The following is an 18,772-nucleotide window of genomic DNA, read 5'->3' as shown; positions in this document are numbered from 1 at the left end:
GGTACGTCGTCGGAGGGAGCGCGTCGTGTGGGACCCCGAACTCGCCGAACTGCAGCGCCGCAGGAAGCTGGCCGAGCAGATGGGAGGCGAGGAACGGGTCGCCCGCCAGCACGCGACCGGCCGCCTCACCATCCGCGAACGCCTCGCGGCCCTCACCGACACCTGGCAGGAGGTCGGCGGCCTCACCGGCCGCACCGGCGAGGACGGCTTCACGCCCTCCAACGTCATCATCGGCCGCGCCCGCCTGGCCGGTCGCCGGGTGGTCGTGGCGGGCGACGACTTCACCGTGCGCGGTGGGGCGGCCGACGCCGCCATCCACGACAAGCAGATCCTGGCCGAGCGCATGGCGGGCGAGATGCGGGTGCCGCTCGTCCGGCTGATCGACGGCACCGGCGGCGGGGGCAGCGTCAAGCAGTTGGAGGAGTACGGGCGCACGTACGTGCCGTACAACCCCGGCTGGGACCAGGTGGTGGCCAACCTGGGCCGGATCCCGGTGATCGCCCTGGCCCTCGGCCCGGTCGCCGGTCTCGGCGCGGCCCGCCTGGTCACCTCCCACGTCTCGATCATGGTGAAGGAGCTGTCCCAGGTCTTCATCGCCGGCCCGGCGGTGGTGGCGGCCGGGATGGGGGAGAGCGTGGGCAAGGAGGAGCTCGGCGGCTGGCGTACGGTCTCGGCGGCCGGCACGGTGGACCTGGTGGCGGCCTCGGAGCGGGAGGCGTTCGAGCTGACCGGGCGGGTGCTGTCCTACCTGCCCCAGAACGCCTGGCAACCGCCCCCGGTCACCGCCGCGGCCGACGACCCTGGCCGCACCTCGCCCGAGCTGCGCGCCCTCGTCCCCCGCGACCGCCGCCGCCCCTACGACATGCGGGCGATCATGGACCTGGTCTTCGACACGGGCACGGTCACGGAGCTGGGCCGCAGGTTCGCCGCCTCCATGATCACCGCCCTGGCCCGCCTCGACGGGCGCCCGGTGGCGGTCCTGGCCTCCGACCCCCGCGTCTACGGCGGCGGCATGACGGCCCAGGGCTCCGACAAGATGGCCCGCTTCATCGACCTGGCCGAGACGTTCCACCTCCCCGTCGTCCACCTGGTGGACCAGCCCGGCTTCGTCATCGGCACGGCGGCCGAGCGGGCGGGCACGATCCGGCGCGGGGCCCGCGCGCTGGCGGCCGTCTACCAGTCGACGGTCCCGTGGGCCTCGGTCCTGATCCGCCGCGTCTTCGGCGTCGCCGGAGCCGCCCACCGGCCCCACGACCGCTACGGACTGCGCGTGGCCTGGCCCTCCGGCGACTGGGGCTCACTGCCGATCGAGGGCGGGCTGGAGGTGGCCTTCAAACGCCTGCTGGCGGAGGCGGGCCCGCAGGCGGCGGCGCTGAAGGCCGAGATCGCCGAACGCCTGGAGGCGGTCAGGTCGCCGTTCAGAACCGCTGAGGCGTTCCTGGTGGAGGACATCATCGACCCGGCGGAGACCCGTCCCGCGCTGACGGACTGGGTCCACGACGCCTACGCGGCCCTGGACGTCGGGCCGAACCCCGCCGCCCGCCCCTGAACGGTCTTGGCGCTCACCTGCCCGGGACGAACCGGTGCGGCGGGGTGTGGATGTCGAAGTGCAGGCTGGGCTGGGCCAGGACCGAGTGGGGCGAGGTGTCCGGGGTGATCAGTCCGAGGCGTTCGAAGACCGGGAACCGGGCGGACGTGGCGGTGAGGTGGCGGGGGCGCATCACCGGATGCCAGATGCTGTACGTGCCCACCCTCCCGTCACGGCGGCGGTACCAGCCCAGGGTGGGGTGGGTGAGCCGTTCCAGCCAGTCGGGCTCGCCCGCGAACCCGTCGAGGAGGGCGAGCGGCTCTGGGAGCTCGGCCGCCGTGCAGTGGGCGGGGCCCGCCTCCAGATGCCAGCTTGCCGGGACGGCGTCCCAGTCCGCCTCGATCCGGATGCGGGCGCGGCGCCACGGCATGCCCCACACGTATTGAGGGATCGCGACGACCGGATGGTCGAGGGCGGTGCCGAAGAACCAGACGCCCGGCCGCCCGTGCGCGGTGACGTAGGCCCGGTAGTTGATCTGACCGCAGTCGATGCCCACCTGCGGCAGGAAGCGGAAGTGGAAGTCCCGGTCCCTGAACGCGACGGCGGAGACCAGGGCGCCGGGGCCGTCGGCGAAGGTCATCTTCATCGGGGCGAAGCCCCAGGGCAGGTGCCGGGCCAGGGCGTCGGCGTCCACGCGGTAGCTGACGATGGCGAAGTCGTCGAGGTCGGTGCGTGCGTGGTACCAGCGGGGGCGCGGGCGGGGGGTGCCGGCGAAGGTCATGCCCTCACCGTACGGTCACAGCGCCCCGATCGCCGCCTGGACGGTGGCCAGATCGCCGAGGATCACCTCGGTACGGTCGCGCCCGGCGTACAGGCTCCAGTGCGTCTCCGCCACGGCCTCCGGCGAGGCGGGGGAGCCGGGCAGCACCGCGGCGGAGATGGGCACGTGGCCCACGTGCACGCCACGCCCGGCCAGGACCTCGGCCAGGGACAGGACGTAGTTGCGCAGGCCCGCCGCCGCGATGCCGATGTTGCCCAGGAACGGCAGCGGGTGGACGGCGGAGATGCCCGAGGTGAACAGCAGGGCGCCCGAGCCGCGCTCCAGCATGGCCGGCAGAACCGCGCCGACCGCCGTGATCGCCCCCAGCACCGCGCCGTCGAAGGCGTCCTGGGCGCTCTGCCTGGTCACATCGAGCGCGGCGGTGCGGGCCCTGGCCGTGCCCGCGCCGTTGTAGACCAGGACGTCCACGGGGCCGATCCGGTCGAGCGCCCGGGTGAGGGAGGTCTCGTCGGTCAGGTCGGCGGCGTGGGCGCCGGCCCGGACGCCCTCGGCCGTCAGCCGCTCCGCCAGGGCGGTCAGGCGGTCCTGGTCCCTGGCCACGAGGGACACCTCGAAGCCCTCCTTGCCGAAGCGGCGGGCCACCGCCAGGCCGATGCCGGGTCCCGCGCCGATGATGGCGATCCTCATGCCAGGTCTCCTTAAGTCGAGGGTAGTCCTCAGGTTAGCACGAACCTGAGGCCCACCCTCGACTTCACTAGAATGGCGGCATGGACCGACCGCTTCGCCGTGACGCCCGCCGCAACCGTGACGCCCTCGTGGCGGCGGCCAGGGAGGTGCTGGCCGAACGCGGCATCGAGGCGCCGCTCGAGGCGGTGGCCAAACGGGCGGGGGTCGCGATCGGGACGCTCTACCGGCACTTCCCCGAGCGCGGCGATCTGATCGACACGCTCCTGGAGGAGAAGGTGAGCGCCTGGGCCGGGCTCGCGAGGCGGTCCCTGGAGGCCGGGGACGCCTGGGAGGGGCTGGTGCGCTTCCTGGAGGAGACGTGCGACCTCCAGGCCAGGGACCGGGCCTTCACCGAGCTGGTCTGCCTGTCGCACCTGGACGAGCGGTCCGAGGTCAACGGGCTGGTCGCACGGCTCGTGGACCGGGCGCAACGGGCCGGGGCGCTGCGGGGCGACGTCGGGCCGATCGATCTGGCGTACTTCATGATGGCCGTCTCACGGGTGGCCGAGGCGGACCCCGGGGGGTGGCGCCGCCACTTCCGGCTCATGCTCGACGCCCTCAGACCTCGACCTCATCAGGAACCCGTCGGCGCGTGAAGAGCTCGCCGCCCATCGGGTGATCGAGCAGGACGGCGTGGCCGGGCTGACCGTCGCCCTGGCCATGCGCGACGCCCTGACCGGCTGCCCGTGGCTGGCACTACACGGCCGGCGAGATCGGCGGCCGGTGGGAGGAGCTGACCGCGCGGGACACCTACGCCAAAGGGGTGCGGGCGCTCGTCAAGGGCCTGCTTCCGTAAACCGACTCGTCAGAAGGCTAAGCTCGTGAATCGTCTCATCATGGATTTACGCCCGTAAACTGGGTCGTCAGGGGCCTGTGCCCGTAAACAAGTGGCCGTGCGGGGGCGATCCGTGAAACGGTCGGTGGCGATGATCAGGTGGACCGAGGCAGGAGAAGAGCGGTCGGCGCTCTGGCGCTCGGCGCAGGGCGTGCCGCCGCCCGAGCGGGTCCTGGTCGCCGACGACCGGATGACGGCGGCCCTCGCCTACCGCCTGGCCTGCGAGGGCACCGCGCTGCTGTGGCGCGGTGACTTCCACAACGCCCGCCAGCTCCTCAGCGCGATGGGCCGCCGCTGCAAACCGGCCGATCCCGGCGGCGGTTTCCACCGTCACCGCCAGGCCCAGGCCCAGCGCGCCCACACGCTCGGCATGCTGCTCATCCCCTACGCGGACGACCACGTGATCCCGTTGCGCCGCGCGCCCGACGTGCGCGCGGCCTGCGCCGAGGTCTACGGCCCCGGGGCCCCGCCCGGCGTCGGCCAGCTCCGCGAGCTGCTCGGCCTGATCGGCGCGCACGAATGGCGCACGAAGGGCGTGCCCGTCCCGGCGCTGGGCGCCCGCGTCCACCCGCACCACGGCGTGTTCTCCCCGATCAGGGGCGAATACGTCGACCTGGTGGCCGGCGCGCCCCTGCCCGGCGACCGGCTGGCCTTCGACATCGGCACCGGCACCGGCGTGCTGGCCGCCGTGCTGGCCCGGCGCGGCGTCCGCCACGTCGTGGCCACCGACCTCGACCAGCGCGCCGTCGACTGCGCCGGCGACAACATGGCCCGCCTGGGGCTGGCCGACCAGGTCGAGATCGTGCGCACCGACCTGTTCCCGCCGGGCCGCGCGCCGCTGGTCGTCTGCAACCCGCCGTGGCTGCCCGCCAAGCCGGTCTCGTCCCTCGACCACGCCGTCTACGACCCGGGCGGGCGGATGCTCCGCGGCTTCCTCGACGGGCTCGCCGAGCATCTCGAGCCGGCGGGGGAAGGCTGGCTCGTCCTGTCCGACCTGGCCGAGCACCTCGGGCTGCGCACGCGCGCCGAGCTGCTGGAGGCGTTCGGGCGGGCGGGGCTGAACGTGGCCGGCCGCCTCGACGTCGCGCCGCGGCACCCCCGCCGCGACGACGCGCTCGACCCGCTGCACGCGGCCCGCGCCGCCGAGGTGACCTCCCTGTGGCGGCTCAGGCGCTGAACGCCTTGCGGTAGGCCGACGGCGAGGTACGCATCGCGCGCGTGAAGTGGTGCCGGAACGTCACCGGGCTCTCGAACCCGACCGCCGCCCCGATCTCCTCGACCGGCGCCGCCGTCGACTCGAGCATCGGCAGGCTGGCGGCCACCCGCTGCGAGATCACCCAGCGCAGCGGGCTGGTCCCGGTCTGGCGCTTGAAGTGCCTGATGAACGAGCGCTCCGACATGTGCGCCACCTCGGCCAGGTCGGCCACGGTGATCGGCTCGGCCAGGTGGTCGAGGGCCCACGCCATCGCCCTGGCCACCATGTCGTCGTCCTCGACCGGCGTGACCGCGGCCTGGATGAACTGGGCCTGGCCGCCCTCCCGGTGCGGCGGGATGACCAGGCGGCGGGCCACGGCGTTGGCCACGTTCGGGCCGTGGTCGTTGCGGATCAGGTGGACCAGGAGGTCGAGGCCGGCGGCGCTGCCGGCGCTGGTCAGCACGTCGCCGTCGTCCACGTACAGGACCGAGGGGTTGACCTGGACGGCGGGGAAGCGTTCCTGGAGCAGCTCGGCGTATTTCCAGTGCGTGGTCGCCTGGCGGCCGTCGAGCAGGCCGGCCGCCGCCAAGGCGAACGCGCCCGAGCAGATCGACACCATCCGCGCGCCGCCCGCGTGGGCCCGCCGCAGCGCCGAGACGAGCGCGCCGGAGACCGGCCCGCGCACGTCGGCCACGCCGGGCACGATCACCGTGTCGGCCCCGGCCAGCGCCTCCAGCCCGTGCGCCGCCTGGAGGGTGAATCCGCCCACCACCCTGAGCGGGCCGAGCGTCTCGGCGCACACCGTGAGGTCGTACCAGGGGACGTCGAGCTCCGGGCGGGGCAGGCCGAAGAACTCCACCACGCAGCCGAGCTCGAACGGCGCCATGCCGTCGAACGCCAGCGCGACCACCCGATGCGGCCTGGTCGGGGACGGCAGCAGCATGTTCGCATGTTAGCGGGGGCCTCTCAGCGGCAGGAGAGATATATGCATATTTCGGGAGTGCAGACCGTTTTGCCCGATCACCGCTACGAGCAGGCGGAGATCACCGAGGCGTTCTCCCGGCTGACCGACTGCGACGAGGAGCAGCTCAGGCGATTCCACGCGGCCACGGGCGTACAGGGCCGCAACCTGGCCCTCCAGCTCGCCGACTACACCAAGCTCGACTCCTTCGCCAAGGCCAACACCACGTACGCGGAGATCGCGCTCGACCTGGGCGAGCAGGCGCTGCGCGGCGCGCTGGACAAGGCCGGAGTGCGTCCCGAGAAGGTCGATCACCTGCTGTTCTGCTCGACCACCGGCGTGGCCACGCCCTCGATCGACGCGCGCCTGGCCCAGCGGATGGGGCTGCGTCCCGACGTGAAACGGGTGCCGGTGTTCGGCCTGGGCTGCGCGGCGGGCGCGGCCGGCCTCTCACGTCTGTACGACTACCTGCGCGGCTGGCCCGACCACGTCGCGGCGCTGGTGTGCGTCGAGTTGTGCTCGCTGACCATCCAGCGCGACGACACCTCGATCGCGAACCTGGTGGCCAGCGGCCTGTTCGGCGACGGTGCGGCGGCCGTCGTCGCGACCGGGCGGGGGCGCGGCCCCGAGGTCGTCGCCACCCGCAGCCGCCTGTACCCCGGCACCGAGCACCTCATGGGCTGGGAGGTGGGCGACCACGGCTTCCGCATCGTGCTGGACGCGGACCTGACGGCCTTCGTGGAGCAGGTGCTGGGCGCCGACATCAGGGCGTTCCTGGCGGACTACGGCCTGACCCCCGACCAGGTCGCCACCTGGATCTGCCATCCCGGAGGGCCGAAGGTCATCGACAAGATCGTGGAGACCCTGGGCCTGAATCCCCGGGCGCTGGAGGTGACCTGGCGTTCGCTGCGGGAGTACGGCAACCTGTCGTCGGTCTCGGTCCTGCACGTCCTGCAGGAGACCCGCGGCCGGGCCGGCGCCCCCGCGCTGCTCATGGCCCTGGGGCCGGGCTTCTCCGCCGAGCTGCTCCTGCTGCACTGGTGATCGCGTACACGGTCCTGATCGGCCTGGTCGTGCTGGAGCGGCTGGCCGAGCTGGTGGTGGCCCGCCGCAACCTCGCCTGGGCCCGGTCCAGGGGCGGCGTCGAGCACGGCGCCGGCCACTACCCCTTCATCGTCCTGGCCCACGTGGCGCTGCTGATCGCGGCGCCCACCGAGGTGTGGCTGCTCGGCCGGCCCTTCATCCCCGCGCTCGGCTGGCCCATGCTCGCCGCCGTCGTGCTGGCCCAGGGGCTGCGCTGGTGGTGCATCGGCACGCTGGGGCGGCAGTGGAACACGCGCGTCGTCGTGGTGCCGGGAATGCCGCTGGTGGACCGGGGGCCGTACCGGTGGGTTCGGCATCCCAACTACGTGGCCGTCGTCGTGGAGGGGCTCGCGCTGCCGCTCGTGCACACCGCCTGGCTGACCGCCCTGGTGTTCACGGCGCTGAACGCGGTGCTGCTCACCGTCCGGATTCGCGTGGAGAGCGCGGCACTGGACGAGGTCCCGGCCAGGGAAAGGCAACGTCGATAACAGATCGACTTCTTTTTCGGGGGATTGACGAAAATGCGCCTCCCTCAAATACCTCAATTGCCACAAATGATCACGTCTCGATCGCGGTTTGCGCTCGCTTGCGTCACCGGCCCGGCCATCTCCGAGGCATTTTCGTCGTACGACTCGGAGGTGGTTGAGATGAGATTTCGCCCTTTGGTGGTCGGCGTCGGGCTTGCCGCGTTGCTGGGCCTCGCCGCGTGTGGCGGCGGTCCCAGCGCGACGAGCGGTGAGCGGGCGCCCGCGGCGGGCAACAACCAGCAACCGGTGATCCCCCAGGAGTCGTCCGAGAAGCAAGTCGACGCCGAGGAAGGCAGCGCCAAGGACAGCGCCAAGGACAGCGAGAAGGACACGACCACGGCCCAGATCTCCACGTTCGCCCTGGACGTGGACACCGCCTCGTACGGCTACGCCCGCCGTACCCTTCAGGAGGGCCGCTGGCCCGCGCCCGCCGAGATCCGTCCCGAGGAGTGGGTCAACGCCTTCAGGCAGGACTACGCGCAGCCGGCCGACGACGGGTTCACCGTGCACGTGGACGGCGCGCGCATGTCCTCGCGCGACGAGGCCGTCCTGCGCGTGGGCCTGCAGACGCGTGCGTCGGAGGCGGCCGCGCGGCGCCCGGCCAACCTGACGTTCGTGGTGGACGTGTCCGGCTCGATGGCCGAGCCCGGCAGGCTCGACCTGGTCAGGTCGGCCCTGCTGACGCTGCTCGACCAGCTCGCGCCCGGCGACCAGGTCTCGATCGTGGCCTTCAGCGACGAGGCCACGGTGCTGGCCTCGATGACCCCGCTGACCGCCAGGGAGGAGCTGCGCGAGGCGGTGGGCCGCCTGTCGATCGACGGCGGCACGAACCTCGAGGCCGGGCTGGTCACCGGCTACCAGGAGGCGTCGAAGGCGTTCCGCGCCGCCGCCACGAACCGGGTCATCCTGCTCTCCGACGGCCTGGCCAACCAGGGCAACACCGAGTGGCAGGCCATCCTCGCCCAGGCCAAGGAGTACGCGGGCCGGCAGGTCACGCTGCTCACGGTGGGCGTCGGCCGCGACTACGGCGACGAGCTGATGGAGCAGCTCGCCGACAACGGCGACGGCATGGCCGTGTACGTCAGCACCGAGGAGGAGGCCGCCAAGATCTTCACCACCCAGCTTCCCGCCACCATCGAACTGCGCGCCCGCGACGCCAAGGCACAGGTCGTCTTCAACCCGTCGGTCGTGGAGAGCTACCAGCTCATCGGGTACGAGAACCGCGCCCTGACCACCGAGGAGTTCCGCGACGACAGCAAGGACGGCGGGGAGATCGGCCCCGGCCACTCCGTGACCGCCCTGTACGCCATCAAGCTCAAGCCCGGCGCCACCGGCCAGCTCGCCCAGGCCACCGTGCGCTGGCAGGACCCCGACACCAGGAGCGCGTCCGAGGCGAGCAAGTCGCTGACCGCCGGCGAGCTGGCCCCCACGATGTGGGGAAAGGCGCCGGTCCGGCTCCAGGTGGACGTGGTGGTGGCCGCGTTCGCGCTCTACATGCGGGACCGGCAGGCGTTCGGCATGGACCTGCCCCAGTTGCGGGAGCAAGCCGACCGGCTGGTCAACGCGGCGGAGGATCCCATGGTCACCGAGCTGGCCAAGCTCATCGAGCAGGCCAAGTCGGTGGGCTGACCGTTCTGGCAGGGTGCCGGTATGACCATCGAGATCGAACCCCCCGCTCGCCTCGGAGAGACCCGGCGGCCGGTCGCTCGGCTGGGCCGAGTGGGGGTCTCCCACGGGGACACCGGTCGTGCTCTGCCCGGGGGCGGGCACGAGCCGGTGGCTGGGGTTCGGCGCCGGGGGCGCCGTTCGCGCTGGCGTGCGCCTCGATAGCGCGGCGGATGGCGATCGTGGCCGGCAGCCCTTATGCCGATCGCGTCATTTACGAGCAGCCGGAATTCTCGCGCGCATATCGGCGGGCCATGGAAGAGGCTTTCGCGCAGGGGCCTGCGGGGTGCGGCACGAGGTGCCGGCGCATCCCCGGGGCGCGCCGGCACCTCGTGCCGGGCGTGGGCGGAGCGCTGCTGTGGACGCACACCGGGCCCATCCTGCGCACCCTCTTCGGCTGAGGCGCCACCTGCGCGAATGCTTTGACGCCCGGTGGGACGGATTTAACGTGTGCGTAGGGGTCCTGGAAGTCGGCTACACTCGTACACGCAACAAGGGGCTATGGCGCAGTTGGTAGCGCGCCTCCATGGCATGGAGGAGGTCTGGGGTTCGAATCCCCATAGCTCCACAGCATCGCAAAGCCGCTCTCGTTCTTCGGGGGTGGCTTTTTTGCGTTCGGCGTGTCGGCTGGAGATGTCGAACGTCAGTTCGTATAATGGAGACATGGATCTCAAGCCTGAGGAACTGCCCGAGCTCTGGAGGCCGCCGATCGTCGAGCACGCCCCGGTCGATCCCGGTGGCGCGGCCCGCTACCTGCTGGCCTGGGGCGATGACGCCCGTGGGGCGCGGTGGGGCTATCTGCTCTGGCCGGCGCGCGAGGGGAGCGCGCGCTGGGTGCACTGGGAGGACATCCGTCCCGTCGCCGGCGAGGACTACAGCACGGTCCCGCTCGCGGACCCGCTGATGTGACGGCCCTTCCGTGCCGTCCATTGTCTGACTAAAGTCAGAGAATGGACGGCACGGCGATCGGTCACGTACGCCGCTTCCAGCGGACCGTGACCCAGCGGATCGGGGCGCTCGACGACAGGTTCCTGGCCAGGGACCGGCCTCTCGGGCAGGCGCGGGTGCTCTGGGAGATCGGCGCGGCGGGCAGCGAGGTGCGCGCGCTGCGGGCCCGGCTCGACCTCGACTCCGGCTACCTGAGCAGGCTGCTGCGCTCGCTGGAGGCCGACGGGCTGGTCGTCGTCGACGGCGACGGCCCCGACGGCCGGGTCCGCACGGCCCGGCTCACCCCGGCCGGGCTCGCCGAGCGCGCGGAGCTCGACCGCCGCTCCGACGAGGCGGCGGCCTCGATCCTCGAACCGCTCTCCGGCCCCCAGCGCGACCGCCTGGTGAGCGCCATGACCGAGGTCGAGCGGCTGCTGCTGGCCTCCATGGTGCGCATCGACGTGCTCGACCCGCGCCACCCCAGCGCCCGGCACTGCCTCCAGGCATACGTCGGCGAGCTGGCCCGCCGCTTCGACGGCGGCTTCGATCCGGCGCGCAGCCTCCCGGCCGGCGACCAGGAGCTGCGGCCGCCGGCCGGGAGGTTGCTGGTCGCCACGCTGCACGCCGAGCCCGTGGGGTGCGTGGCGCTCAAGCTGCACCCCGAGGCCGCGACGGCGGAGATCAAGCGCATGTGGGTCGATCCCGCCGTCCGCGGGCTGGGGCTCGGGCGCCGGCTGCTCGCCGAGGCCGAGGCGCGGGCCGCGGACGGCGGCGTGCGCACGCTCCGGCTGGAGACCAACCGGGCGCTCACCGAGGCCATCGCCCTCTACCGCGCCGCCGGCTACCGGGAGGTGGCGGCCTTCAACGACGAGCCGTACGCGCATCACTGGTTCGACAAGCGCCTCACCCGGTGAGCGTGGCCAGCCGGTAGTGCCCGCCCTGCCGCCACAGCAGCCGGTCTCCCTTGGCGAGCACGACGCCGGGGCTCTTGAACGTCGTGCCCGTGACCGGGTCGTGCACGATCGACAGGGTTCCCGTGGTGTAGGCCACGAACCTGTCGCCCACGGTGAGCCGCGCCGCTTCGCCCTTCCTCGGCGCGGGCATGCCGGCCCGTGTGCTCGCCGGCCGCCAGGAGTCGCGCGCCACGGTACGCAGCACCCCGTCGGCCACCCAGGCGAACCACGTGCCGGACGCGCCGGCGTACCACTTCTGGTCGGGGTCGCCGATGAGCTGGCGGCGTACCCCTTCGGGCAGCGGGTGCTCGGCCGCGATCGCCCCCGTGCGCACGTCCACCAGGCGCAGCCTCCCGGCGTTGGCCCGCTCCGCGGTGAACAGGTACGGGTAGGCCAGCGCCACCGCCCGCCCGGCCGCCGGTTGCCCGTCCGTGACGACCCGGCCGGGCCCCGCGCAGCCCTGGGCCACGTACGGCTGCCGCATGACGTCGCTGCCCACGATCACACCGCCGTCCACCCACACGGGCGCCTGGGGATCGGCCCCCTGCGGGCTGACCGTGTGCGTGGCCCCGTCCGTCGTACGGCACCGCTGCTCCCCGTCCTCCGTCCACGTGCGGAACCCCGCGTCCACGCCCAGGCCGGAGCCGGCCGTGACGTCCAGCGGCTGAGGGGTCCCGCCGCCGGCCGAGACCTCCGCCACCGCGCCGTCGGCCGTGGTGCCGAGGACCGTGCCGTCGGCGCCCAGCGCGGCCGGGGTGAACCTCTCGCCCGACGACGTGCGGCCGGCGATGGTCGTGACACCGGTGAGGGCGTTGAGGCTCCGCAGCATCCTCTCGGTGGGCGAGCCGCCCGTCTCAGCCGGGGTGACCGTCACCGTCCTCGTGGGTTCGGGCATCGCCGTCGGCCGGTGAGGGCTCGGGTCCGAGGTCGCCGTCAGGGTGACTACGGCCGGGTCGGGCTTGAGGTCGGCCGTCGTGGCGGCGTCACGGCCGCCCAGGCCGAGCGGCACCCCCACCGCCACCCCCACCGTCACCGCGGTCGCGCAGGCCGCCAGGCCCAGCCATGCCGTCCGGCGGTTCCTGCGCCGGACGGCCACCGACCGGTGGATCCGGCCGGCCAGGCCGGGCGGCGGGTCGCCCTCCTGCGGCTCGCTCAGCAGCGTGGACAGGCGGTGCTCCAGGTCATCCATGCTCAACCTCCGCGTTCGTGACGGCCTCACGCAGCCGGGCGAGCCCCCGCGACGCCTGGCTCTTGACGCTTCCGCGGCTGCAGCCCAGCAGCCGGGCGATCTCCTCGTCGCTGCGCTCCTCGACGTAACGCAGCACCAGGACGGCCCGCGTGCGCGGTGGCAGCTCGGCGATCCTGGAGCGCACGCCGGCGTCGTCCAGCAGGCGCTCCAGGCCGAGGTCCTGCGCCGCCGGTTCAGGGGGCGCCGCGACGCTCACCTCGCGTTTCGGCCGCCGCCAGCGGTTGGCCATGATGCGGATCATGGCGGTGCGGACGTACCCCTCGGGGTCGGCCTTGTTCTTGACCCCGGCCCAGCGCAGGCCGGTGCGGGTGAGCGCCTCCTGCACCAGGTCCTCGGCGTCGTGCCGGTTCTGGGTCAGGACCATGGCGTATCGGTACAGCGCCGGCAGACGCTGCGAGACGAAGGTCTCGAATGTTGGATCGTTCACTCCCACCTCCGCCCCCCAAGGACACGCCGGCCCGTCCGCCGGTTGAGTCGCTACACGGGCGGATTGAAGCGGTGGAAGCCGGGGGCCGTCCAGCCGGCGGGGACGGTGCCGGCGAGGTGCGCGTACTCCTCCAGCTCGAACCGCACCATGCGCCCGGCGCCCCACTCCACCCGGGCCCGGCCGGTGAGCTGCAGGGTCTGGCCGCGTTCCCAGTCCACGAACAGCAGCCCGGCCGCCGGGTCCAGCTCCAGGTTGCCCAGCGTCATGTACATCGCGTTGCCCTCGTAGTCGGGCCACTCCAGCGAGCGCGGGCCGGTGACCCGGACGAAGCCGGGGTTGCCGCCCCGGTGCGACACGTCGGCACCGTGGCCCTCGGCGCGTGTGGCGATGAAGAACGTGTCCGCCGCGCCGATCCACTCCCGGTGCCGCTCCGTCAGCGCGGCGCCACGTCCGAGGCCGGTGGGCGTGCCGGGGGCGGAGGTGGGTTCGCGGGTCTGGATGTACTTGGGGCAGTTGGAGTAGACCTGCTCCGTCCAGACCACCAGCGCGTCCCCGGCCCGGGTGGCGGTGCCGTTCACGCGCATCCGGCGGCGCGTGTGCGGCTCGATGGCCAGCAGGGCGAGATCCCGCTCCCGCTCGAACAGCCCGTGCAGCGGATCGGCGGGGGCGGGCAGAGCGTGCAGCACGATCGTGCGGTCGTCCTCCGGGTCGGCGAAGCCCGGGGCGCCGGTGAGCACGCCCGCCCAGAGGCGCCCGTGGTCGTCGGCGGCGCCCGCGACGATCATGCGCTGCGCGCGCAGGAACCCGGCCGCCACCTCGGGGATCTCCGGCCGGGTGCGGGAGCTGCCGTGGTCCTCCTGGCGGACGCCCAGCCGCCGCTGCACGGCGACCTCTCCCGGATGCCGTCGCATTTAGAAGAACCCGCAGGTCGGCGCGCCCGAGGTGGGCGCGGGCCGGTCGCCGGCGGCGTCCGGGGCGAAGATCTCCAGCCGGATGCCGTCGGGGTCCTCGAAGAACACGCCGCCCGACGAGGCGCCCTCACGATGCGGTACGACGCCGTCGTGGTGCAGGGTCGCGCCGAGCTCCCTGATCACCGCCTCCGCCCGTCGCACCGCCTCCAGGTCGGCCACCTGGAACGACAGGTGGTGCAATCCCGGCAGGCCGCCGGGGAAGCGGCCCTCGCTCTGCTGCCACAGCGTCAGCATCAGCGTGCCGTCCTGCGTCAGGAACGCGTAGTGCCGCCCGTCCTCCCGTGACTCGCCCGCCACCGTGAACCCGAAGACGCGCTCGTAGAACTCCTTGGAGATGTCGAGATCGGTGACGTTGAGCCCGACGTGTCCGGTCCGGAAGGACATCCTGCTCTCCTCTAACGCTTGCATGACTGGTTTGCCGTTAGAAAAGACTATAACGGCAAACCAGTTCTCTTGGCGTTAGATGGTGGTCATTTCTTGTGCTCCTGGTAGTGCCTGGCGGCCCGCGCGCGGTTGCCGCAGGCGGTCGAGCACCACTCCTGGCGCGGGTGTTCCTTGACGAAATAGAGCACGCAGCGCGGGGCCTGGCAGGTGCGCAGCAGGGCCAGGTCCGGGCCCGCGAGGAACTCGACGGCCGCCGTGGCGAGCCGGGCGCGCAGTCGTACGGACTCGTCCGTTTCGAGGGCGGGCACGGTGACGAGGACGGGTGTGCCGTCCCAGGAGAGCTGCGGGGCCGTGGGGGCCGCCAGGGCCGTGGCGTTGACCAGGGCCAGCGACGGCGCGAAGCCGGGCAGGCCGGCCGCGTCGGCCCGGCTCGGCGGCTCCGGGGCCACGGCCTCGGCGAGCAGGGCGCGTACGGCCTGGCGCAGGCGTACCGTCTGGCGCCACAGGTCCTCCGAGGCCGTGAAACCCGGACCGGTGCCCAGCGCGGCCGCGTGCTCGCGGGCCCAGCGCGTCAGGCCGTCGGCGTCGGCCAGGGTGTCGATCGGCCCGGACCGATCGGCCCTGATCGTGCCGGCGAATTCCAAGGTCAGGGAGGAGGGCATCCTCCCAATCTAACGCCTGGGAGTCCTTTACCCGTGAGAATTCGGCGCGCGGCCGACGCCGGCGAGGATGCCCGACCTGATCAGGTCGTACTTGCCGTCGGGGGAGGCGTCGGGGGTCCAGTCCGCGACCGGCACGACGCCGGGGCCGAGCAGTTCGAGGCCGTCGAGGAAGGAGGCGATCTGGTCGTAGTCGCGCCGGGCCAGGCCACCGGAGGTGGTGCCGGAGTAGACCCGCTGGCCGGCGTGGGTCACGTCGTCGGCGGCGTCGCCGGCGTACAGGTGGGAGAGCACCAGGTGGCCGCCGGGGCGCAGGCGCTCGCGGACGCGGGCGGTGATGCGGGCGGCCTCGGCGTCGTCGGGGATGAAGTGCAGCACCGCCACCAGCAGGACCGCGTACGGCCGGCTGAGGTCGAGGTGCGCGGTGACGCGCGGGTCGTCCAGGATCGCGTCGGGGTCGCGCAGGTCGCCCTCCATCGCGATGACGTCCCGCTCCCGGGCCAGCAGGGCGCGGGCGTGGGTGAGCACGATCGGGTCGTTGTCCACGTAGACGACGCGTGAGCCGGGCGCGTGCCGCCTGGCCACCTGGTGCACGTTGTCCTGTGTGGGCAGCCCGGCGCCGATGTCCACGAACTGGCGCACGCCCGCCTCGGCGAGCATGCGTACGGCCCGGCCCAGGAAACCGCGGTTGGCCAGGGCGATCTGGCGCGCGTCGTTGCCCATCCGCCGGCCGATCTCGATCATCTTCTCGGCCGCCTCGCGATCCGCCGCGAAGTTGTCCCGGCCGCCGAGGTAGTAGTCGTACATGCGGGCGACGCTGGGCACGTTCGGGTTGACCCCGGCGGGTACGCGGTCCGCCTCCGTCATGTCACGACCCTTTCCTTGATCTTTTAGAGCGGAGTCTAGGCCAGGAAAGGGACCGATGCCGCAAGTCATGCGACGAGCGGCCGATCAGGTGCGGCGGAAGGTGTGCCGGTAGGCGAGCGGCGACACCCCGACGGCCGCGTGCAGGTGCTGGCGCAGCGAGACCGCCGTGCCGAAGCCCGCCCGCCTGGCCACCTCCTCCACGCCGAGCTCCGTCGTCTCCAGCAGGCGCCTGGCGTGCTGCACCCGCTGCCCGGTCAGCCACTTGGCCGGGCTCACGCCGGTCTCCTCCCGGAAGCGCCTGGTGAACGTGCGCACGCTCATCCTCGCGTGCCCGGCCAGCGCGGTCAGGTCGAGCGGGGCGTCGAGGTGGGTGAGCATCCAGTCGCGGGTGGCCGCCGTGCCCCCGCCGCCACCGTACGGGAGGGGGCGGTCGATGTACTGGGCCTGGCCGCCCTCGCGCCACGGCGGCATGACGCAGCGCCGTGCCGCCCGGTTGGCCACCTCGCTGCCGTGGTCGCGCCGGATCACGTGCAGGCACAGGTCCATGCCCGCCGCCACTCCGGCCGAGGTGAGCACGTCGCCGTCGTCCACGAACAGCACGTCGGGATCCAGCTTGACCTGCGGGAACAGCGTGGCGAAGCGGGCCGCCTCACGCCAGTGCGTGGTGGCCGGGCGGTCGTCGAGCAGGCCCGCCGCCGCCAGCACGAACGAGCCCGTGCAGATCGACATCGTGCGCGGCCTGTCCTGGAGCGCTTCGCGCAGCCGGTCGGAGAGCGTGCCGTCCTTCAGCGCCCGGCCCGCGTGGATGCCGGGCACCAGCACCGTGTCGGCCGTGTCGAGCACGTCGAGGTCGTGGTCGGGCAGCACGCTGTAACCCGCCGAGCAGCGCACGGGCCTGCGCCCTTCCGAGCAGGTCACCACCTCGTACAGTTTCTCGCCCGACGGCGTCTCCGCCGTCCAGAACACCTGGCCGGGCACCCCGAGGTCGAGCGGGGCGAAGTGGTCGAGCACGACGACCGCGATCCGATGGGCCATGGCCGGATTCTTTCACATATTGGCTATCCGGCCACTCGTGACCTTGTAAGGGGATAAAGCAGGATTGGCGCATGACGCTGAGCACCACCGCCCCCACCCGCCGACGGCTGCATCGCGCCTGGTTCGTCGCGGCCGTGGCCTTCGTCGCGATCCTGGGCGCGGCGGGCTTCCGCGCCACCCCCGGCGTGCTGATCACCCCGCTGCGGGAGGAGTTCGGCTGGTCGGCGGGCACGATCTCGCTGGCCGTCTCGATCAACCTGGTGCTCTACGGCCTCACCGCCCCCTTCGCCGCCGCCCTCATGGACCGCTTCGGCATGCGGCGCGTGGTCGCCCTCGCCCTGCTGCTCATCGCCGCGGGCAGCGGGCTGACCATGCTGATGACGGCGAGCTGGCAACTGCTGCTGTTCTGGGGCGTGCTGGTGGGGCTCGGGACGGGGTCGATGGCGCTGGTGTTCGCCGCGACCGTGGTGGACCGCTGGTTCGTCCGCCACCGCGGGCTCGTCACCGGCGTGCTCACCGCGGGCGGCGCCACCGGGCAGCTCATCTTCCTGCCCGTGCTGGCACAGCTCGCCGAGGGCCCGGGGTGGCGCTTCGCCTCTCTGACCGTGGCCGTGGCGGCGCTGGCCGTGGTGCCGTTCGTGTGGTGGCTACTGCGCGACCGCCCCGAGGACGTGGGCACGACGGCGCTCGGCGCGGAGCCGGGCGCGGTGCGTACCGAGCCGAGCAGGGTGAACGCGGCCGTCAGGGCCCTCACCGTGCTCGCCGCGGCGGCCAGGACGCGGCCGTTCTGGCTGCTCGCGGGCGGCTTCGCGATCTGCGGGGCCAGTACGAACGGCCTGGTCGGCACCCACTTCATCCCGGCCGCGCACGACCACGGCATGGCCGAGCCGGTCGCCGCCGGGCTGCTGGCGGTCATCGGGATCTTCGACATCGCCGGCACCATCGCCTCCGGCTGGCTCAGCGACAAGATCGACCCCAAGGTGCTGCTCGGCGTCTACTACGGCCTGCGCGGGCTGTCGCTGATGGTGCTGCCCAGCCTGTTCGCGGCCACGACCGAGCCCAGCATGCTGATCTTCATCATCTTCTACGGCCTGGACTGGGTGGCGACCGTGCCGCCCACGGTGGCCCTGTGCCGCCGGATCTACGGGGCCGACGGCGCCGTGGTGTTCGGCTGGGTGTTCGGCTCGCACCAGGTCGGCGCCGCGATCGCCGCCGTCGGCGCCGGCCTCACCCGCGACCACCTGGGCGCCTACGACCTCGCCTGGTACGCCGCCGGAGCCCTCTGCCTCGTCGCCGCCGGCATGTCGCTGGCCATCGGGCATGCTAGAAGGCGATGAACGACTCCGAGCTCTATGTCCTGCCGCTGGTGGTCCGGATCGAGAAGGCCGCGCCCCCCGAACGCACCGACGCGCTGGAGGCGGCCGCGACGGCCGTGCTGAGCCTGCTCGCCGACCCCGGCGAGTGGGCCGAGGAGCTGAGCGCCTGGCAGTCCACCGGCAAGATCCGCAAGGTCGTGCGCCGGGCCAGGGGCGCCGAGTGGCGCAGGGCCGTCGCGCTGCCCGGCCGCACGGTCGAGCACCGCACGGCCGAGGTGCGCGTGCACCCGCCCGTGCCGCTCGACGGCTGGCCCCGCGACCTGCGACGGCTGCAGGTGGGCGGCACCGAGCTGGCCGACACCGCCGCCCTCCCTCCCGCCCCGCCGCCGATCCTGTGGGCCAACCCGTCGCTGGAGATGTCCGCGGGCAAGGCCATGGCCCAGGCCGGGCACGCCGCTCAGCTCGCCTGGTGGGCCAGCGACGACGGCGAGCGGGCGGCCTGGCGCGAGCGCGGCCTGGCGGTGGCCGTGCGCACGGCCGGCGCGCGAGACGACTTCGACGCCAAGGTGGCCGCCGGGCTGCCCGTGGTGCGCGACGCGGGCTTCACCGAGATCGAGCCGGGCTCGTGCACGTTCGTCGCGGACGCGCCCTGGTTGCGCGGGCGCGTCTTCGAGCGATAGCCC

At 73.0% G+C, this 18,772-nt stretch carries 21 protein-coding genes and 1 tRNA gene; 12 read left to right on the top strand and 10 right to left on the bottom strand.

Going from position 1 to position 18,772, the window contains the following annotated elements:
• The first annotated feature begins 25 nt into the window (after window positions 1-25).
• Entirely contained in the window at window positions 26-1,549 is a 1,524-nt protein-coding gene (locus tag AB0I15_RS34795; RefSeq protein WP_358104959.1) for a carboxyl transferase domain-containing protein, read from the top strand.
• 13 nt (window positions 1,550-1,562) lie between these two features.
• Here AB0I15_RS34795 and AB0I15_RS34790 read toward each other — a convergent pair whose 3' ends face one another.
• Window positions 1,563-2,309, bottom strand: coding sequence for a DUF2071 domain-containing protein (locus AB0I15_RS34790; RefSeq protein ID WP_358104956.1), 747 nt, complete (start codon window positions 2,307-2,309; stop codon window positions 1,563-1,565).
• Window positions 2,310-2,324: 15 nt separating this feature from the next.
• The gene (locus AB0I15_RS34785) at window positions 2,325-2,996 is read right to left on the bottom strand and encodes an SDR family NAD(P)-dependent oxidoreductase (protein ID WP_358104953.1); all 672 of its coding nucleotides are present in this window, start codon (window positions 2,994-2,996) and stop codon (window positions 2,325-2,327) included.
• Window positions 2,997-3,076: 80 nt separating this feature from the next.
• On the opposite strand from AB0I15_RS34785, the gene AB0I15_RS34780 reads away from it, so the two are divergent.
• Both AB0I15_RS34780 and AB0I15_RS34775 read left to right on the top strand, forming a co-directional pair.
• Window positions 3,077-3,631 (top strand): helix-turn-helix domain-containing protein, encoded by a 555-nt coding sequence (locus AB0I15_RS34780; protein ID WP_358104950.1) that lies wholly within the window; start codon window positions 3,077-3,079, stop codon window positions 3,629-3,631.
• Window positions 3,632-3,961: 330 nt separating this feature from the next.
• Window positions 3,962-5,047, top strand: a complete 1,086-nt coding sequence (locus AB0I15_RS34775; protein ID WP_358104947.1) for a class I SAM-dependent methyltransferase — start codon at window positions 3,962-3,964, stop codon at window positions 5,045-5,047.
• On the opposite strand, the gene AB0I15_RS34770 is transcribed toward AB0I15_RS34775, so the two are convergent.
• Window positions 5,037-6,008 (bottom strand): helix-turn-helix domain-containing protein, encoded by a 972-nt coding sequence (locus AB0I15_RS34770; RefSeq protein ID WP_358104944.1) that lies wholly within the window; start codon window positions 6,006-6,008, stop codon window positions 5,037-5,039. The genes AB0I15_RS34775 and AB0I15_RS34770 overlap by 11 nt on opposite strands.
• Between AB0I15_RS34770 and AB0I15_RS34765 the strand changes: the two genes are divergently transcribed.
• The 7 genes from AB0I15_RS34765 (at window position 5,979) to AB0I15_RS34735 (ending at window position 11,142) form a co-directional block, all read left to right on the top strand.
• Entirely contained in the window at window positions 5,979-7,070 is a 1,092-nt protein-coding gene (locus tag AB0I15_RS34765; protein ID WP_358104941.1) for a 3-oxoacyl-[acyl-carrier-protein] synthase III C-terminal domain-containing protein, read from the top strand. The two genes, AB0I15_RS34770 and AB0I15_RS34765, sit on opposite strands and share 30 nt — an antisense overlap.
• Complete coding sequence (locus tag AB0I15_RS34760) at window positions 7,067-7,597, top strand: isoprenylcysteine carboxyl methyltransferase family protein (protein ID WP_358104937.1); 531 nt, start codon at window positions 7,067-7,069, stop codon at window positions 7,595-7,597. The genes AB0I15_RS34765 and AB0I15_RS34760 overlap by 4 nt, the downstream gene beginning before the upstream one ends.
• A 159-nt stretch (window positions 7,598-7,756) precedes the next feature.
• Window positions 7,757-9,265, top strand: coding sequence for a von Willebrand factor type A domain-containing protein (locus tag AB0I15_RS34755; RefSeq protein WP_358104934.1), 1,509 nt, complete (start codon window positions 7,757-7,759; stop codon window positions 9,263-9,265).
• A gap of 290 nt (window positions 9,266-9,555) precedes the next feature.
• Window positions 9,556-9,702, top strand: coding sequence for a hypothetical protein (locus tag AB0I15_RS34750; RefSeq protein ID WP_358104931.1), 147 nt, complete (start codon window positions 9,556-9,558; stop codon window positions 9,700-9,702).
• 94 nt (window positions 9,703-9,796) lie between these two features.
• Window positions 9,797-9,869: transfer RNA gene (locus tag AB0I15_RS34745), tRNA-Ala, on the top strand.
• A 95-nt stretch (window positions 9,870-9,964) separates the two neighbouring features.
• On the top strand, window positions 9,965-10,210 hold the full coding sequence (locus AB0I15_RS34740; RefSeq protein ID WP_358104928.1) for a hypothetical protein: 246 nt from the start codon (window positions 9,965-9,967) through the stop codon (window positions 10,208-10,210).
• A 41-nt stretch (window positions 10,211-10,251) separates the two neighbouring features.
• A complete protein-coding gene (locus AB0I15_RS34735; protein WP_358104925.1) occupies window positions 10,252-11,142 on the top strand; it encodes a MarR family winged helix-turn-helix transcriptional regulator in 891 nt (296 codons plus the stop codon).
• On the opposite strand, the gene AB0I15_RS34730 is transcribed toward AB0I15_RS34735, so the two are convergent.
• The 7 genes from AB0I15_RS34730 to AB0I15_RS34700 form a co-directional block, all read right to left on the bottom strand.
• Entirely contained in the window at window positions 11,132-12,370 is a 1,239-nt protein-coding gene (locus AB0I15_RS34730; protein ID WP_358104922.1) for a hypothetical protein, read from the bottom strand. The genes AB0I15_RS34735 and AB0I15_RS34730 overlap by 11 nt on opposite strands.
• Window positions 12,363-12,857, bottom strand: a complete 495-nt coding sequence (locus AB0I15_RS34725) for a SigE family RNA polymerase sigma factor (protein WP_358104919.1) — start codon at window positions 12,855-12,857, stop codon at window positions 12,363-12,365. The genes AB0I15_RS34730 and AB0I15_RS34725 overlap by 8 nt, the downstream gene beginning before the upstream one ends.
• A gap of 50 nt (window positions 12,858-12,907) precedes the next feature.
• Window positions 12,908-13,768 (bottom strand): pyridoxamine 5'-phosphate oxidase family protein, encoded by an 861-nt coding sequence (locus tag AB0I15_RS34720; protein WP_358104916.1) that lies wholly within the window; start codon window positions 13,766-13,768, stop codon window positions 12,908-12,910.
• Complete coding sequence (locus AB0I15_RS34715) at window positions 13,769-14,212, bottom strand: VOC family protein (RefSeq protein WP_358104913.1); 444 nt, start codon at window positions 14,210-14,212, stop codon at window positions 13,769-13,771.
• Window positions 14,213-14,298: 86 nt separating this feature from the next.
• Window positions 14,299-14,874, bottom strand: a complete 576-nt coding sequence (locus AB0I15_RS34710; RefSeq protein WP_358104910.1) for an ABATE domain-containing protein — start codon at window positions 14,872-14,874, stop codon at window positions 14,299-14,301.
• A 27-nt stretch (window positions 14,875-14,901) separates the two neighbouring features.
• Entirely contained in the window at window positions 14,902-15,738 is an 837-nt protein-coding gene (locus tag AB0I15_RS34705) for an SAM-dependent methyltransferase (RefSeq protein WP_358104907.1), read from the bottom strand.
• An 84-nt stretch (window positions 15,739-15,822) separates the two neighbouring features.
• Window positions 15,823-16,773, bottom strand: a complete 951-nt coding sequence (locus tag AB0I15_RS34700; protein WP_358104904.1) for a helix-turn-helix domain-containing protein — start codon at window positions 16,771-16,773, stop codon at window positions 15,823-15,825.
• Window positions 16,774-16,844: 71 nt separating this feature from the next.
• Here AB0I15_RS34700 and AB0I15_RS34695 point away from each other — a divergent pair, with 71 nt between their 5' ends.
• Window positions 16,845-18,110, top strand: coding sequence for an MFS transporter (locus tag AB0I15_RS34695; protein WP_358104901.1), 1,266 nt, complete (start codon window positions 16,845-16,847; stop codon window positions 18,108-18,110).
• Window positions 18,107-18,769: an aminoacyl-tRNA hydrolase gene (locus AB0I15_RS34690; RefSeq protein WP_358104898.1), complete on the top strand. Its 663-nt coding sequence runs from the start codon at window positions 18,107-18,109 to the stop codon at window positions 18,767-18,769. The genes AB0I15_RS34695 and AB0I15_RS34690 overlap by 4 nt, the downstream gene beginning before the upstream one ends.
• Window positions 18,770-18,772: the final 3 nt, after the last annotated feature.

Origin of the sequence: Nonomuraea sp. NPDC050643 (assembly GCF_040654715.1) — a bacterium.
Classification (GTDB): domain Bacteria; phylum Actinomycetota; class Actinomycetes; order Streptosporangiales; family Streptosporangiaceae; genus Nonomuraea.
Note: the sequence above shows the minus strand (reverse complement) of the source record. Positions and strands in the feature narration are given on the sequence as shown.

Excerpts from the sequence above, each read along its gene's own strand:
- AB0I15_RS34705 (WP_358104907.1), bottom strand. The coding sequence starts at position 15,738 with ATGACGGAGGCGGACCGCGTACCCGCCGGGGTCAACCCGAACGTGCCC.
- AB0I15_RS34740 (WP_358104928.1), top strand. The coding sequence starts at position 9,965 with ATGGATCTCAAGCCTGAGGAACTGCCCGAGCTCTGGAGGCCGCCGATC.
- AB0I15_RS34730 (WP_358104922.1), bottom strand. The coding sequence starts at position 12,370 with ATGGATGACCTGGAGCACCGCCTGTCCACGCTGCTGAGCGAGCCGCAG.
- AB0I15_RS34755 (WP_358104934.1), top strand. The coding sequence starts at position 7,757 with ATGAGATTTCGCCCTTTGGTGGTCGGCGTCGGGCTTGCCGCGTTGCTG.
- AB0I15_RS34715 (WP_358104913.1), bottom strand. The coding sequence starts at position 14,212 with ATGTCCTTCCGGACCGGACACGTCGGGCTCAACGTCACCGATCTCGAC.
- AB0I15_RS34775 (WP_358104947.1), top strand. The coding sequence starts at position 3,962 with ATGATCAGGTGGACCGAGGCAGGAGAAGAGCGGTCGGCGCTCTGGCGC.
- AB0I15_RS34690 (WP_358104898.1), top strand. The coding sequence starts at position 18,107 with ATGAACGACTCCGAGCTCTATGTCCTGCCGCTGGTGGTCCGGATCGAG.
- AB0I15_RS34785 (WP_358104953.1), bottom strand. The coding sequence starts at position 2,996 with ATGAGGATCGCCATCATCGGCGCGGGACCCGGCATCGGCCTGGCGGTG.
- AB0I15_RS34770 (WP_358104944.1), bottom strand. The coding sequence starts at position 6,008 with ATGCTGCTGCCGTCCCCGACCAGGCCGCATCGGGTGGTCGCGCTGGCG.
- AB0I15_RS34790 (WP_358104956.1), bottom strand. The coding sequence starts at position 2,309 with ATGACCTTCGCCGGCACCCCCCGCCCGCGCCCCCGCTGGTACCACGCA.
- AB0I15_RS34695 (WP_358104901.1), top strand. The coding sequence starts at position 16,845 with ATGACGCTGAGCACCACCGCCCCCACCCGCCGACGGCTGCATCGCGCC.
- AB0I15_RS34765 (WP_358104941.1), top strand. The coding sequence starts at position 5,979 with ATGCGGCCTGGTCGGGGACGGCAGCAGCATGTTCGCATGTTAGCGGGG.
- AB0I15_RS34710 (WP_358104910.1), bottom strand. The coding sequence starts at position 14,874 with ATGCCCTCCTCCCTGACCTTGGAATTCGCCGGCACGATCAGGGCCGAT.
- AB0I15_RS34700 (WP_358104904.1), bottom strand. The coding sequence starts at position 16,773 with ATGGCCCATCGGATCGCGGTCGTCGTGCTCGACCACTTCGCCCCGCTC.
- AB0I15_RS34750 (WP_358104931.1), top strand. The coding sequence starts at position 9,556 with ATGGAAGAGGCTTTCGCGCAGGGGCCTGCGGGGTGCGGCACGAGGTGC.
- AB0I15_RS34720 (WP_358104916.1), bottom strand. The coding sequence starts at position 13,768 with ATGCGACGGCATCCGGGAGAGGTCGCCGTGCAGCGGCGGCTGGGCGTC.
- AB0I15_RS34735 (WP_358104925.1), top strand. The coding sequence starts at position 10,252 with ATGGACGGCACGGCGATCGGTCACGTACGCCGCTTCCAGCGGACCGTG.
- AB0I15_RS34780 (WP_358104950.1), top strand. The coding sequence starts at position 3,077 with ATGGACCGACCGCTTCGCCGTGACGCCCGCCGCAACCGTGACGCCCTC.